Source organism: Christiangramia sediminis, from assembly GCF_020552705.1.
Taxonomy (GTDB): domain Bacteria; phylum Bacteroidota; class Bacteroidia; order Flavobacteriales; family Flavobacteriaceae; genus Christiangramia; species Christiangramia sediminis.
The window spans coordinates 672,689-686,839 of the sequence record NZ_JAJBZG010000001.1 but is presented as its reverse complement, the minus strand read 5'-3'; the positions used below and the strand labels follow the sequence as shown (position 1 = coordinate 686,839).

Below are 14,151 nucleotides of genomic sequence, written 5' to 3'. Positions count from 1 at the left end.
AAATTTTATTATTATGAGTTATTCTTATTTGGTTTTTCTTTTTCCTTTTTGCAAATAAACCGGACTTCCCTGTATATTTTTATGTAGTTGGCATTGATTTCTTCTTCTGAATAAAACTGACCATCTTCTGGCAGTTGTCGCTGAATTTTTTGCTTCTGGAAATATACCTTTTCATCTTTTCCATCGGCATACGTAACGAATTCACCCTGTTTCAGCCCAAAAAAGGTATTGGCCCGAACTTTATAAATCTCTTTTTCACCGGTAGAAATTTTGGTGTCAAAATCCAATCCCGTTCCTCGCATCACCGTTTTGGTTTCATCTTTTATAATCTCAAAAAATCTTTCATAATATCTGGCGGTATCAGGATCGTTAACTTTTCCGAAGAACTGATAGGACAAATTACTCAATATTGCTTTGCTGGCTTTATCTCCATACATCATATCATTTTGTACTTTATCCTGCATCACATAAATAGTTGCAATATCATAACTTCTCAAGGTGGCCGGAATTCGATGCATATTCAATAGCCTTATTGTGGGCGCCTCTTCAATAAGGAGAAACGAAGATTGGGCATGGCGAATACTCATTTGCTTTACAATGGTGTGCATAACCGTTGCGATAATAGGGGAGTAAACGGTATCATATTTTGGATTGTTCACCAAGGAGATTACCGCTGGATTTTCAGAGGCATTAATATTGAGTGGGATATCATCGGCTGCAAGAGCCATAAAAATACGTTTGCTACTAATCTTCATAAGAGCATTGGAAATTGTACTTTTTACCCCGGCGGTTTGTCTGTCAGAATCCTTTCCGCTAATAAAAGCATCTGCAAAAGCCCTTGAAGTCTGGTTGGATTTTAAAAAACTAATAAGCTCATCGGTATTTAAATATTGATAAACGGCTATAAGATGTGGCAGGGTACAATATTGAGGAAATGATACTTTTAATTTCCAGATCAAACCGCTAATTAACCCCTGAGCGGCATCGTTAAAAAATTTACCTGTACCTGTAGCACCTGTTTCTTTTTGTTCCAGCAGATTTTCCAAAAGAACTCTGGATACTTCATTTATATCCTCTTCGTTTTCCATATACCTCGGTGCGATAGGATTTACACGGTTACATATTTTATCAAATGATAGGATATAGAAGGGTAGATTTGGATTCTTAAATAGGGGGTAAGCCATTTCTGTGATTTCATAATCCTTGTAATCATGAATAACCCCACAAAAGGCATGCTTACTGAAATGTTCCAATAAATTGTAAACAACGCTTTCTGTTTTGCCACTACCTGCAGCACCAATAATAGAAACTCCACGTTTTATATTCCCAATTTTAAATTTTGATTTTATAGTTTTAAAATGGACCTCGTACTTGGCAGGTATATTTGTTTTCTCATTTTTAGGCAGAAATACATATAGTATTGTATTCCCTAGAATTAAAGGGCAGCCCAAATAAAGTGCTACCGTAGCTATTTCATTAATGGATGGAGTAGCGGCTAGAATTCCCCAAAGTAGAAGAGCGGTAAGCAGTGAATTGATTAGGAAAGCGTAAGTAGATATTTTATAGACACGATAATAAATCAAAATTATAGCCGCAATGAGGAAAATGATTGAATACAGATTAAAAGTTTCCATAATTTTTTAGTTTAAATTCCTATTGAACCAGATCTTATCGCAACGCCAATACTTTTCTGAAGAGTTCTAATCAGTTTTACTGTTAGCTGAGCCTGGGATACGGGAATAACAGGAAGAATTGGCAGACCACTTTCCCGTACTATTTTCATCGCCATGGCTTTTTCAGAAGCAGGTAGACCTATTACTGCTGAAAAATATAATTTGGGATTATGGATATAAGTTTTGCGAGCCTGATATGTCTCGACATAATTGCGCTGGTACCCGAAATTTTTATCAAACGTTTTTTCTGCCTTCTGAAAAAAAGCATCCCTGTTAAACCCTCTTTTCACTAATCTCCCATTCATTTCGACTTCGGAAGATTTGTATTTGCTCCCGGGGGACAAGCTGACTGAATTGGAGACATCCTTTCGACTCACGATAATATGAATATGGCTTTGATTACCTTCTTTGAGCATTCCCTGTACAATACGGCTTCCGTTCTGTTGATGAGGAGCCACTTTTTCCAGCTGTTTTATTTGCAGCTCAATTTTCTTGATATTCCCTTCTTTTTCAACCCTATGAATTTTTTGAATATCGTTCTTCAGCTGAAGTATTTTGGTAGCATATTCCTGGTTCTCCTTCACCTGAAAATCACTTCCTTTAAAGGTGCGATGATGTTCAATTTTGGCGTAATATTTAATATCATTAATACTGATTGGACGTCCATTAATTTCACGGTTAAAGCAGGAAGCGTAATCTTTCATAAGTTCCCTCGTATAGCGCTTTAGAGACTCGCTATTGTCCTCCAGTCTTCTAAGTTCATACTGGGAGGGGTTTACCGTAATAGAGTAAAATTTGGGCTCAATTTTCTTTAATTTAGAAGTATTGGAATCAATTTCCTGCACCACTTCCTCCGGGATTATATCATCTTCATACTGGTTAAAGAAATTTTCCAATTTCTGATCTTGTTCTGGTATCTGGTTCTCTTTTTCCAAATAATCCACATAGCCTGCGACACTCTGTGAATAATTACCTCCTAATTTTTGTGCTGAAATAGTGATATACATAATGAATTATTTATAGAAATCGGGATGAGTATCATCTTCTTCATAATCCCTTATCTGGTTTTTATTTTTAGGATCTGCGGCTTCCATGAGAGACTCAAGAATTGCTAGCGTAGGATTAGCTTTGTTCTTTTCTACATCTTTCATTATAGCAATCACTGCATTTATTCTTTTTTTTAGGGTATTTTCAATCCGTCTTCCGGTAGGTCCAAATTTTTCTTTAGGTGAGATTTCATTGTAATAAAAAAAGTCCAGCATACCGGCTAAAGTTTCAGTGTGGGTTTTGTAGTGCCTTCTAGAAAATTTTATGAATCGCTGAGCGATATTTTTCTTGATGGTTATATTTGTAGATTTTTCCATAATTCTTCTTTTTATTTTTAGCATTTACAGTAAATATTGACCATTTTGCAGGGGTTTAGAAGCCATTTACTGTAAATTCGAAAATTTTAAAAACTTCGATATTTTATAAGTATCTAAATAACAGCTATTTGAAACTTTAAAGGCATGCTTAACCTCGCTTCGCGGGTTATCCTCTTGCTTTGCCTTTTCGTCCCGCAGGGACAAAAAATTCAAACTATTAAACAGAATTTAATAGCCTTTTATATGTCCCAATAATGAATTGTATTTTTTAAGATGTAGAATTTTATCTTATTGAACTAATCTTAGAATTTGGAAAAATTGATTGCGAATTTTTCAAATAGAAAACCGGGCCTTAAAGATCAAGACCCGGTTAAAAATTTGTTTTGATTGTTTACAAAAGACCCTCATCGGCAAAACTAAAATAGTTACCATCTGGAGTTATTATAAGATGATCAAGGACTTTAATATCAAAAAGGATCGCTGCATTTTTTATTTTCGTAGTGAGGGCTTTATCTGCATTACTCGGTGTTAAGGTGCCACTAGGATGGTTATGCGCCAGAATAACAGAAGTTGTCAGACTTTTTAAGATAACTGCAAATACAATACGTAAGTCTACTAGGGTTCCGGTAATTCCGCCTGTAGAGACTTCAAATATTCCTTTTACTTTATTGGCGTTATTTAAAAGCATAACCTTAAAACATTCCTGTAGCCCTATTTGATCCCTATTCCAGGAGCTGAATAAAAGTTCGGTGGCACTTTGGGAAGATGTGATTTTAGGTGCCTGGCTTATTTTAAAATTGCCCTGATATTTTATCGATATTTCATTAACTTTGGTTTTCATGTTGATCTCGTTTAACTGGATTAATAATGAAAAGAGGGCGGATCTTTGAGCAAGGCCGCCCTCTTTAATTTAAAAATTAATTGTTACCATTACTGGCATTTGCACCCAGTAGAAGAATTTCGCTGGCTAAAATTTCGGTTACGTATCTTTTCTCACCTTCTTTAGTTTCATAGGAGCGGGAAGTCAGTTTGCCTTCAATAGCTATTTCTTTTCCCTTACCTACATAATTTTCAATGATTTCCGCAGTTTTACCCCATGCCACAATACTATGCCATTGGGTATTCTGCACTTTCTCACCATTAGAATTTTTATAAAATTCATTAGTGGCGATTGAAAAACTGGCTACTTTTTTGCCGCTTTCAAGGTTCTTGATTTCGGGAGCGTTCCCTACATTTCCGATTAACTGTACTTTGTTTCTAAGTGTACTCATGATTGAAAAAATTTAGATTAAAATATTTATGAATCCCGCTTTCACCCACGGGTAGGTTTAAAAATTTACTTATTGTATCCTGAGCGTTTTCCTTTTTTGATTTTTTAACTTTCTTTCCGTTTCAGTTTTATGGATTTGATACGATTTCATGATTTCTGATTTAAAATTTACTTCCCGTAGTGCCGTCGCTGTTACCTTTTTTGATGCCGATACAGTTTCATGATTTAGAATTAGAGAGGAGTTATAAAAGGGAAAGCGTAGCCGACCGGTTATGCACTCCGGCTAACTTCTAAATCATGGTATTTTGCATTACAAAAAAGGTAAATCGGGATGGCTGGGTAGTAGTCTTAAATAATTATGAGGAGTATGAAAAAATTTGAAGTGGAAGAATAATTGCAATAATATTTCAATCTGGCGGACTCTATTCCACTTTTGGGATTGTGAGAGTAGCACACTTCTTTGACATTTTGAACTGTCAATGTATTACAAATAAATAGGGGAATAGTGTCCAAGACTTTTTTCGTGAAGCTCTTTTCCTAGAATGTAGTGATAACGAAATGCAGGGGAATGTGCTGAACTATTTTCCCTTTAATGTATGGGAAGATCCCAATTTTTAATTTAAAGATCTTAAATGTGAGCGTTTGTACTAAAAAAATGTTAAATATTAATTTGTGTGCGTAAAGTGTGCGTTTGTGGAGAAAATTGAGATTAAAATAATGAGCAAAATAAATACAATTCTTTAAAATCTCTTTAAGGAATATAACAAAAAAGCCCTCTCAGAATGAGAAGGCTTTTCGTGATGGCACCAGGATTCGAACCTGGGACCGCCTGCTTAGAAGGCAGGTGCTCTATCCAGCTGAGCTATGCCACCGTTTTGCGGTTGCAAATATAAGCCACTTTATAAATAATGCAATGTTTTTTTATTTAAAAAATCACTTATTTCTAAAAAAGAAAAACTTCCCGAAGGAAGTTTTTGATTATCAGTATATAGTATTTTTTAGTTTTCTAATTTTCTCTGATTAATTCTGCCTCCAGGTTTTTAGATATAATAACTAATTGATTCAGGATGCCTGGATTTTCATCTTCAGTTTCGAAAACCTGAATATATAGATTATTAAACCTTCGGATTAACTCTAAAGTTTTAAGAGAAAGATTAAAAAAGGTACCGGATTCATGAATGTTCTGAACCAGCTCCTTTACAGATTTAATCTGTTGGTATTCTTCTTCAGTATTAAGGATGTAGTCCTGTTGTGTTAGCATCACTAATTATATTTTAGTTAGCCAAGCAGGGTATTTCAATAGATTTGGTGAATCAAATATATAAGTAAATATGAATCGTTGGGGGTCAATTATTCAAAAATCTTCAAAGTGCAAGAATTAATCGGTAAATGACTATAATAGTGTTTGAGAAATAATATTAATTTAGCCAAAAACTCCCCGGTTACTTATATGGTCACTTTATCTCAAAACTTTCATTTTACAAAAAAAAGGGATTTTCCATTATTTAAAGTTGGAAGAAAGAATGGATAATTGGTTAGTGTATGCTTTGGGATTTGCGGCACAGTTTCTTTTTTCAGGCCGGATGATCCTGCAATGGATACTTTCTGAAAAAAGTAAAAAAATTATTACCCCAATTTTATTCTGGCATTTAAGTTTACTCGCTTCATTCTTACTGTTTGTTTATGGGTATTTAAGGGACGACTTTGCTATTATGATGGGGCAAACCCTTACGTATTTCATTTATATAAGAAATCTGCAATTACAGGGCGAATGGTACAGGTTCCCAAGATTTTTCAGAATATTTTTATGGATATTTCCCTTACTAATTGTAATATATGGATTCAATAATGATCAGTACGATGCGGCCAAATTATTCAGAAATGATGCGATCCCTTTCTGGTTGTTATTGCTCGGATCTTTGGGTCAGGTGATTTTTGTTCTAAGATTTATTTATCAATGGATATATTCAGAGAGGAAAAAAATATCAAGTTTACCAATGGGGTTCTGGCTATTAAGTCTTTTGGGTTCAGGAATTATAATCGTTTATGCAGTAATTAGAAAGGATCCTGTACTATTGGCGGGCCACGGCTTTGGTTTGATTATGTATATTAGAAATATTTATATTCAGAAAAATGAGGTCAAAGTATAATTATTTTCTTTTATTATTCATGGTATGTATAGCGATATTTTTCGTGAACCTTGATGCCATCATGGTAAATATCATGGAAGCCCGTAATTTTGTGACTGCCCGGGAAATGATCAATTTAGATCATTGGATCTTCACTACCCTGAATAATGAACCCAGATATGAGAAACCACCTTTACCCACCTGGTTAACGGCTATTTCTATGCTGATATTTGGCATGAAAAATCTTTTTGCCTTAAGATTACCGGCTGCAATCATGGGAACCATAACGGTTATTTTTATATATAAACTCGGACTAAAATTTACTGCAAATAGAAAATTTGCGTTTATCGCAGGTTTGATTGGAGCGACTTCATTTTACATATTATATTCAGGCAGGGACGGGCAATGGGATATTCATACCCATGCCTGGATGTTAATGGCCATATATGGATTATATAAAATATTTACTGATGAAGCTAATAAATTCACCAACGGAGTAATTACCGGAATCCTTTTGGGATGTTCCTTTCTTAGCAAAGGCCCGGTATCTATGTATGCGCTTTTATTGCCATTTTTAATTGCTTATGGAGTGGTTTATAAATACAGGAACTTAAAAGATAAGTGGCCCGCATTATTAATAATGGTATTGGTTGCATTGGCTGTTTCAGCTTCCTGGAGCCTGTATGTTTATTTTTTCGATACCCAGGCGGTAGCTAAGATTACTGAAAAAGAAACTGGTCGCTGGCTGGATTACAACACCAGACCTTTCTACTATTATTGGAGTTTTGTTATTCAATCTGGAATATGGACCATTCCCGCATTTGTGAGTTTACTTTATCCCTACCTTAAAAATCGTGTTTTTGATAAAACAGGTTATAAATTTACGCTTTGGTGGACCCTGGCTGCCGTTGTGTTGCTATCTATTATCCCCGAAAAGAAATCCAGATACCTGTTACCGGTCTTAATCCCATTAGCTTTGAATACTGGCTTTTATATTGAATATCTCTTCAGGAGATTTGATATGATGCGGAAAAAAGAGAAATGGGTAGTATACTTTAATTTTTCACTTATTGCCCTGATAGGATTGGCATTTCCGGTTATAGGATTCTATTTATTGAAAGATCAATTTACGGAAATCTGGCCATGGTATTTACTTATTTCAATTTGCCTGGTTAGTATAGGAACGCTCATTTTTTACTACCTTAAGAAAAATCGAATAAAACCGGTCTTCTATTTAACAGTATGGTTTATAATTTGTATAATATTCTTTGGCTTTCCCTTGGTGAAGCAGCTGGAATTGAATCCTGAATATAAAAGTATTTCTGAAGTAGATCGCTATTTGGAAGAAGAACCCATGCCTTTATATGAATATAATGGCTTCACTCCGGAGTTCATCTGGGAATATGGACAACCTATTGAATCTCTTAAAAATGGAGAAACTTATGATATTCCTGAAAATGATAAATTTCTGTTATTAGTAAGTGAAGAGCAACTGCAGGAGATGAAAGAGGTTTTGGCTGAATTTGAAATCAAGAAGATCGATGAGATTAACATGAATACCCAGCCCAATACCCACCGGGAACGATTACATAGAAATCTATTTTTAATCAGTAGAAAATCAGATTAAATAATAATAAAATGCTCAACTATCCAATAAAATTTAAACCAATCCTTCAGGAAAAAATCTGGGGTGGAAATAAATTAAGGGATCATTTAAATAAAGATACCATTACAGATAATGTGGGTGAAAGTTGGGAAATTTCAGGAGTTAAGGATAATATTTCTATAGTAGACAATGGTTCTGAAGCTGGAAAAAATCTTCTTGAGCTTATATCAGAATATAAATCTGAATTAGTTGGCGAAAAGATCTATCAACAGTTTGGAGAGGATTTTCCGTTGCTCATAAAATTCATCGATGCTAAATCTGACCTTTCAGTTCAGTTGCATCCCAATGATAAACTGGCAAAACAGCGTCACAATTCTTTTGGAAAGACCGAGATGTGGTATGTAATGCAGGCAGATAAAGGTTCCAAACTGAATATTGGTTTTAAAAAGGAGCTGGATAAAACGGAATACCTTGAATACCTGGAAAAAAACAAGATCACTGAGTTGTTGAATTTTGAAGAAGTTAAAAAAGGAGATTCGGTTTTTATTAATACAGGAAAGGTTCACGCCATAGGAAGCGGCGTATTATTGGCTGAGATCCAGCAAACTTCAGATATTACCTATAGAATTTACGATTGGGACAGAGTAGATTCAGAAGGAAAAGGCAGAGACCTGCACACGGCTTTGGCCATTGATGCTATTGATTTTGAAAAAAAGGATGATTATAAACTTACTTATAGGAAGGAAGAGAATGTTTCTTCTGAAATAGCATCCTGTGAATACTTTACAACCAATTTCTTACCGGTTCAGGGAAAGATCGAAAAAGATTATTCTCAACTGGATTCTTTTGTGATCTTTATGTGTGTTGACGGGGTTTCAAGAATTAGCCTTAAAGATCATACAGAAATTCTGCAAAAAGGGGAGAGTATTTTGATCCCGGCAATTGCTGATGAAGTTGAAATAGAAGGCGATAAAACAGAACTTCTGGAAATTTATATCAAGTAAATTCCAGAAGTTCCGGGTGTTTAATAATTTAAAATAGCATCTATCTTTTTTAATTCTGCTTCTGTAAAGTCAATATTTTTAATAGCTTCAATATTATCTTTTAACTGAGGAACCTTACTTACACCCACCAACACTGAAGTTACACGCTCATCTTTTAGCAACCAGGCTACCGCCATTTGCGCAAGACTCTGATTCCTGTTACTGGCTATTTCATGTAGTTGCTGAATTTGATTTACGACCTCATCTGTTATCTGGGATCTATCCAAATAGCTACCCTCAGTTGCCGCACGTGAACCTTCAGGAATACCATCAAGATATTTTGAAGTAAGAATTCCCTGTTCTAGTGGAGAAAAAACGATACTGCCAATTCCTACTTTTTCAAGAGTATCTAGAAGACCATCTTCAACCCAGCGATCCATCATATTATACCTTGGTTGATGAATAAGAAATGGGGTCCCCAGTTCTTTTAATATTTTAGAGGCCTGCAAAGTATCTTCAGCATTATACTGTGAAATACCTACATAAAGTGCCTTGCCCTGCCTTACAATTTGATCTAATGCACCCATAGTTTCCTCCAGCGGAGTTTCAGGATCTGGGCGATGATGATAGAATATATCTACATAATCCAGCCCCATTCTTTGTAGAGATTGGTCTAAACTGGCAATAAGATATTTTCTGGATCCAAAGTTACCATATGGTCCCGGCCACATATCCCATCCCGCTTTGGTAGAAATAATAAGTTCATCTCGGTATTTTTGGAAATCTTCCTCAAAGATCTTTCCGAAATTTTTTTCAGCTGAACCGTAAGGAGGTCCATAATTGTTAGCAAGATCAAAATGTGTGATCCCATGGTCAAATGCTGTTCTGAGGATATTACGTGAATTTTCAAAATTATCATGATCTCCGAAATTATGCCACAATCCAAGAGATAATAATGGAAGTTTTATTCCGCTTTTACCACATCTGCGATATTGCATTTTTTCGTATCTACTTTCTTCTGCTTTATATGTATCCATCCTAATTTTATTGATCCATGCAATTTAATAAAAGATTGGTGTAATGTTGATACTGGAGAAAACTAAAAGGGCATCATACCAATTAAGTATAATGCCCTTTTAATAATTTTATATTAGTATGCTACAGCTAGTTCTTACTAAAACTAAGTATAGCTGTATCTCCATTCTCGTTCATGTCAAGATTTAGATTGATTTCTGTATTGGTAGCAGATATAACATCGTAATTCCTTGTTAGCTCTCCAAGTTTGCCATTTGAGGTAAAGAAAATATTAAAATCTACATCATTGTAAGAATCAAATTCACTCCCGGCATCATTATTAATTCTCCAGGTGCCCGTTACCTGGTCTATAGAGGAATTTGCAGATAGATTATTTTCTTCTTCAAAAACGAAAATATAATCTTCATAAATCGCGGTTCTGTCCGAGCCATTTAAAGAGAATTGGGTGATTTGCCATTCACCGTTTTGAACAATTAGATTTAACGCATTCGCTTCAGCTTTAGAAAGGTTTATATCATCTCTGTCTGTATCACAGGATAAGAAAACACTAATTGTAATTAAGGCCAAGACAATTTTAAATCTTTTCATAGGGTATAGGATTTTTTGTTTGGTTTAATTGGAACGTAAAGTTAGAAATCCTATTGTGTTTATTTAAGGAAATTTTAAGAATTAACATTTAAGAATACTCAAAACATAAATTTTGATGGATGAGTAACTATCTCAACTTCAGAAGAATTCCCTATTCCTTGTTTTTTAAAGTTAAATATCACCCAATTTTTGAAATTGAATTTCTGTTTTAGAGAAGCATTAAAATAATTCTTTCGGAAATAAATTATTTAATCCAAACCATGCAGATGATCAGGTTTAACAATGCTTTATGCAAGTTTGGATTTTCCTGATATATTTTTACAAACTAAAAATTTGTTTGGTAATTCTTTTATTAGAATTGATTTTAATAATTGTTGGGGAGCTATGAAGTTGATAAAAATATCAAAATCAAAGAATATTTACGAAATCAAAACATTGATTTCCTATAAACTACTGGGTAAACGTTTAATTTCCATTGAAAGATCTTTTGTTAAGAAAGAGAATGAAGATGATTGGTATGAAAAGCAAAAAGGACTAAAAGCTTCTGAAGTAAAGCGATTAAAACTGGAAAGATGGTTAAGAGATCATCAAAAGTTTATTGAGAAATTGTAAGTTTCTATTTTTAATGAAAATACTGTATATTTATTATTCATAACACTGTTTGTCTGTGTTATATAAATTATTCTGCCCCGATTTTTCCCCTGCATAATTAGCTATTTTAAACTCATTTTCTAATTGGGTTATTATGGAATCTCGAACAAAAAGAGAAGATCATATAAGGTTAGTTATTTTTATAATTAGCATCGTGCTGATATTCTATATTTCTTATATAGAATAAATATCGAGTGGCGACTTATATTGTAAAATTTCTATCAAAGATCTTGACAGTTTTATAGATTATTTTCTGAAGAGCTTACTTTTAGCTCGGTAACAGATATTTAATTGATGTATGCGTTATAAGATTAGTAGGGTATAACTGCATTATATAATTGGCAATTACTCTATTTCTCATCAAGACCAATTTTGCTTAATTTATCCTTTAGAATTGGAAACTCAAATATGACTTAATTTTTTTCAAAAGTTAAATAATCTGAGCCCCCGTTTCCGCCACTAACATCTATAAGCTCAATTTTATTGCTGGAGTGGGTCAAAATATCCCAATCATCATTCAAGTCTTCAAAATCATTTGATAAATTGAAATTTATATTAAAATCTAAATCATCTGCACTATCGTCATCGTCGTCTGAATTGTCACTATCGGTAATACTCCAGGTGCCTTCAAAAGAATCATTTTCATTTTCAGCAATTAATACTCCATTTGCGCCAAATGTGAAATTAAATCCATTGAAATGATTAGTTTCATCTTCGTTTGAATCGATAAATTTTGTTATTCTCCAATTACCATCTCTTATATTATTTTCTATTTGACTAATCACTTGTGGATTTTGTTGATCTGGATTGTTATCATCATCAGACGAGCAAGAAATGGTAGTTATAGATAACATCAACAAAACCAGTAACACGTGTTTCAAATTTGTTATTTTCATATCTATGAATTTTAGAAAATAACGTGAAAGAGCTTGTAAAATTGTGGATTTAATTATTTTTTTTGACCATAATGAACTACCAATCAGTAAATTAATCTCATTTTCTGATTAGATTAAGAACTACTTATCAGAACTACCTAAAAGTGATTCAATCTAACTTAAAAGTTTTTGATAAAAATCAGGTTGGAATTAAAGCGATAAGCAGCATTTAATTTATCAAATAGGCCTGATTTAGCTAAAGTTAGTATAAAATTTTTCTAAATAACTGGTAAGGATTTCAAATTCCCATAACTTTAATAATGATTAACCAATCAAAAATTAAAAGTAATGAGTAAAAAGAAAAATTTTGCACGCTTCGGAATGGCGGCTAAGGGAGCAGTATATTCTTTAATTGGAGTTTTAACGGCACTGGCTGCATTTGGCCAGGGAGGTCAGCAAACAGGGGGAAAGGGAGCTTTGCAATACCTTGCACAGCAATCTTATGGTCAAATTCTTCTTGTAATTCTAGGAATTGGTCTTTTAGGTTATGTATTCTGGAGAATGTATCAGGTTTTTGCTAATCCAAAGGGTTTAGATGATGATGCTAAGGGATATGCAAAAAGAGTAGCATATTTTATTAGTGGTTTAATCTACGGAGGATTCGCCTTCTATTCACTTAAATTAGCTTTTGGAAGCAGTTCTGGTGGTTCGAGTTCCATGATGGGTTCTCTAATGTCCGGATCCAATGGAGACACAATTGCTATTATTATAGGAATTGGAATGGCAATAAAGGCTATTTATGATCTCTATAGAGCTTATTCTAATAAATTCAGGGAAGAGGTAGAAGAAGCCGGGATGGATAGAAAAGAACAAAAGACATTAATCAACGCAGGAAAATTTGGGCATACAGCCAGAGGTGCGGTCATAGGTTTGATGGCCTATCTTACCTTGAAATCCGGTCTCTCCAGCGGAAGTAAAATCAGTACCCAAACAGATGCTTTTAGTTATATTCAAAATGAATTTGGATCTATAGTATTGGGAATTGTAGCTATAGGATTTGTGGGTTATGGAGTTTATATGTTTATAAAAGCTAAATATCCCGCTATAAGTGTAGCCAGTTTGCGATAGTTAAATTAAATTATTTAAAAAGAGCCTGTCATTTTTAATTGACAGGCTTTTTTTGTTTTAGCTTTTCAGTCAATTACCTTACTATGGGTAGACAATTTTCAATTATTTGTTAAATAATAGTGTTACTATCATTAATATAAGTTTTACTATTATTTTTGTTCAAATTTTTGAATATGAAATATCTTCTTCAGGATATCAGGATAAGTGTAAGTGATAAGATCTATTTGAAAGATCCGGAGTCTACAGAGCTTGGTAAAAGGATTGTTGAACATGGCATTTTATTGATTGATAAGATTGGTTTTGAGAATTTCACTTTCAGAAAGCTCGGGCACGAGATCAAGTCTAATGAAAGTTCTATTTATAGATACTTTGAAAACAAACATAAATTTCTCGTGTATATAACCACCTGGTATTGGGGATGGAAAGAATATCAACTTGTATTTGCCACCAATAGCATTTCAGACAACTATAAAAAACTAGAAAAAGCTATAGAAGTGATCACTAAACCTGTTGAAGAAGACGCCGAGTTTGGGCATATTAATGAAATTTCTTTAAGCAACATTATAATTAATGAGTTTTCAAAATCCTTTTTAACCAAGGAGGTAGATGAAGAAAACCAGGACGGATATTTTTCTGTTTACAAACGACTGGTAAATCGGCTAAAGGATATGATAACAGCTGTAAATGCTGAATATCCTTATCCATCCAGTTTAGCCAGTACTATTATTGAGGGGACACTCCATCAACATTTTCTTAGAGATCATTTTGTTTCTCTCACAGATTGTAATGCCAGCGTTACGCCCTCAGAGTATTTTATTCACATGGTTGAAAGTCTTGTAAAAAAATAAT

At 33.9% G+C, this 14,151-nt stretch carries 15 protein-coding genes and 1 tRNA gene; 6 read left to right on the top strand and 10 right to left on the bottom strand.

What is annotated here, in order from left to right:
• Positions 1-11 precede the first annotated feature (11 nt).
• From LGQ90_RS03275 to LGQ90_RS03245, 7 genes are all read right to left on the bottom strand, one after another.
• A complete protein-coding gene (locus LGQ90_RS03275; protein WP_229338067.1) occupies positions 12-1,634 on the bottom strand; it encodes a type IV secretory system conjugative DNA transfer family protein in 1,623 nt (540 codons plus the stop codon).
• Positions 1,635-1,645: 11 nt separating this feature from the next.
• Positions 1,646-2,680 (bottom strand): MobB family relaxase, encoded by a 1,035-nt coding sequence (gene mobB / locus LGQ90_RS03270; protein ID WP_229338065.1) that lies wholly within the window; start codon positions 2,678-2,680, stop codon positions 1,646-1,648.
• A gap of 6 nt (positions 2,681-2,686) precedes the next feature.
• Positions 2,687-3,037 (bottom strand): BfmA/BtgA family mobilization protein, encoded by a 351-nt coding sequence (locus tag LGQ90_RS03265; protein WP_229338063.1) that lies wholly within the window; start codon positions 3,035-3,037, stop codon positions 2,687-2,689.
• A 391-nt stretch (positions 3,038-3,428) separates the two neighbouring features.
• Complete coding sequence (locus LGQ90_RS03260; protein WP_229338061.1) at positions 3,429-3,878, bottom strand: JAB domain-containing protein; 450 nt, start codon at positions 3,876-3,878, stop codon at positions 3,429-3,431.
• Between the two features lie 76 nt (positions 3,879-3,954).
• A complete protein-coding gene (locus tag LGQ90_RS03255) occupies positions 3,955-4,308 on the bottom strand; it encodes a single-stranded DNA-binding protein (protein ID WP_089663508.1) in 354 nt (117 codons plus the stop codon).
• A gap of 797 nt (positions 4,309-5,105) precedes the next feature.
• Positions 5,106-5,179 (bottom strand) — tRNA-Arg (locus LGQ90_RS03250).
• Between the two features lie 134 nt (positions 5,180-5,313).
• Positions 5,314-5,568, bottom strand: coding sequence for a hypothetical protein (locus LGQ90_RS03245; RefSeq protein ID WP_229338059.1), 255 nt, complete (start codon positions 5,566-5,568; stop codon positions 5,314-5,316).
• A gap of 262 nt (positions 5,569-5,830) precedes the next feature.
• Between LGQ90_RS03245 and LGQ90_RS03240 the strand changes: the two genes are divergently transcribed.
• Genes LGQ90_RS03240 through LGQ90_RS03230 form a run of 3 tightly spaced genes read left to right on the top strand, consistent with a single transcriptional unit; the run spans position 5,831 to position 9,046 of the window.
• Complete coding sequence (locus LGQ90_RS03240) at positions 5,831-6,457, top strand: lipid-A-disaccharide synthase N-terminal domain-containing protein (RefSeq protein WP_229338058.1); 627 nt, start codon at positions 5,831-5,833, stop codon at positions 6,455-6,457.
• Positions 6,441-8,063 (top strand): ArnT family glycosyltransferase, encoded by a 1,623-nt coding sequence (locus LGQ90_RS03235; protein ID WP_229338056.1) that lies wholly within the window; start codon positions 6,441-6,443, stop codon positions 8,061-8,063. The genes LGQ90_RS03240 and LGQ90_RS03235 overlap by 17 nt, the downstream gene beginning before the upstream one ends.
• Before the next feature lie 11 nt (positions 8,064-8,074).
• Positions 8,075-9,046, top strand: coding sequence for a type I phosphomannose isomerase catalytic subunit (locus LGQ90_RS03230; RefSeq protein ID WP_229338054.1), 972 nt, complete (start codon positions 8,075-8,077; stop codon positions 9,044-9,046).
• Between the two features lie 20 nt (positions 9,047-9,066).
• On the opposite strand, the gene mgrA is transcribed toward LGQ90_RS03230, so the two are convergent.
• Together mgrA and LGQ90_RS03220 are read right to left on the bottom strand one after the other, a co-directional pair.
• Positions 9,067-10,062: an L-glyceraldehyde 3-phosphate reductase gene (mgrA, locus tag LGQ90_RS03225; protein WP_229338052.1), complete on the bottom strand. Its 996-nt coding sequence runs from the start codon at positions 10,060-10,062 to the stop codon at positions 9,067-9,069.
• Between the two features lie 127 nt (positions 10,063-10,189).
• Positions 10,190-10,648 carry a hypothetical protein gene (locus LGQ90_RS03220; protein ID WP_229338050.1) on the bottom strand — a complete coding sequence of 153 codons (459 nt, stop codon included), beginning with the start codon at positions 10,646-10,648 and terminating at the stop codon, positions 10,190-10,192.
• A gap of 384 nt (positions 10,649-11,032) precedes the next feature.
• Between LGQ90_RS03220 and LGQ90_RS03215 the strand changes: the two genes are divergently transcribed.
• Positions 11,033-11,260 (top strand): hypothetical protein, encoded by a 228-nt coding sequence (locus LGQ90_RS03215; RefSeq protein ID WP_229338048.1) that lies wholly within the window; start codon positions 11,033-11,035, stop codon positions 11,258-11,260.
• 452 nt (positions 11,261-11,712) lie between these two features.
• Here the strand turns inward: LGQ90_RS03215 and LGQ90_RS03210 are convergent, their stop codons facing one another.
• Entirely contained in the window at positions 11,713-12,195 is a 483-nt protein-coding gene (locus LGQ90_RS03210; protein WP_229338047.1) for a hypothetical protein, read from the bottom strand.
• A 327-nt stretch (positions 12,196-12,522) separates the two neighbouring features.
• On the opposite strand from LGQ90_RS03210, the gene LGQ90_RS03205 reads away from it, so the two are divergent.
• On the top strand, positions 12,523-13,302 hold the full coding sequence (locus tag LGQ90_RS03205; protein WP_229338045.1) for a DUF1206 domain-containing protein: 780 nt from the start codon (positions 12,523-12,525) through the stop codon (positions 13,300-13,302).
• Between the two features lie 173 nt (positions 13,303-13,475).
• Positions 13,476-14,150, top strand: coding sequence for a TetR/AcrR family transcriptional regulator (locus LGQ90_RS03200; protein ID WP_229338043.1), 675 nt, complete (start codon positions 13,476-13,478; stop codon positions 14,148-14,150).
• Position 14,151: the final 1 nt, after the last annotated feature.

Coding starts and splice junctions, on each gene's coding strand:
- LGQ90_RS03275 (WP_229338067.1), bottom strand. CDS start 1,634: ATGGAAACTTTTAATCTGTATTCAATCATTTTCCTCATTGCGGCTATA.
- mobB (WP_229338065.1), bottom strand. CDS start 2,680: ATGTATATCACTATTTCAGCACAAAAATTAGGAGGTAATTATTCACAG.
- LGQ90_RS03265 (WP_229338063.1), bottom strand. CDS start 3,037: ATGGAAAAATCTACAAATATAACCATCAAGAAAAATATCGCTCAGCGA.
- LGQ90_RS03260 (WP_229338061.1), bottom strand. CDS start 3,878: ATGAAAACCAAAGTTAATGAAATATCGATAAAATATCAGGGCAATTTT.
- LGQ90_RS03255 (WP_089663508.1), bottom strand. CDS start 4,308: ATGAGTACACTTAGAAACAAAGTACAGTTAATCGGAAATGTAGGGAAC.
- LGQ90_RS03245 (WP_229338059.1), bottom strand. CDS start 5,568: ATGCTAACACAACAGGACTACATCCTTAATACTGAAGAAGAATACCAA.
- LGQ90_RS03240 (WP_229338058.1), top strand. CDS start 5,831: ATGGATAATTGGTTAGTGTATGCTTTGGGATTTGCGGCACAGTTTCTT.
- LGQ90_RS03235 (WP_229338056.1), top strand. CDS start 6,441: ATGAGGTCAAAGTATAATTATTTTCTTTTATTATTCATGGTATGTATA.
- LGQ90_RS03230 (WP_229338054.1), top strand. CDS start 8,075: ATGCTCAACTATCCAATAAAATTTAAACCAATCCTTCAGGAAAAAATC.
- mgrA (WP_229338052.1), bottom strand. CDS start 10,062: ATGGATACATATAAAGCAGAAGAAAGTAGATACGAAAAAATGCAATAT.
- LGQ90_RS03220 (WP_229338050.1), bottom strand. CDS start 10,648: ATGAAAAGATTTAAAATTGTCTTGGCCTTAATTACAATTAGTGTTTTC.
- LGQ90_RS03215 (WP_229338048.1), top strand. CDS start 11,033: ATGAAGTTGATAAAAATATCAAAATCAAAGAATATTTACGAAATCAAA.
- LGQ90_RS03210 (WP_229338047.1), bottom strand. CDS start 12,195: ATGAAAATAACAAATTTGAAACACGTGTTACTGGTTTTGTTGATGTTA.
- LGQ90_RS03205 (WP_229338045.1), top strand. CDS start 12,523: ATGAGTAAAAAGAAAAATTTTGCACGCTTCGGAATGGCGGCTAAGGGA.
- LGQ90_RS03200 (WP_229338043.1), top strand. CDS start 13,476: ATGAAATATCTTCTTCAGGATATCAGGATAAGTGTAAGTGATAAGATC.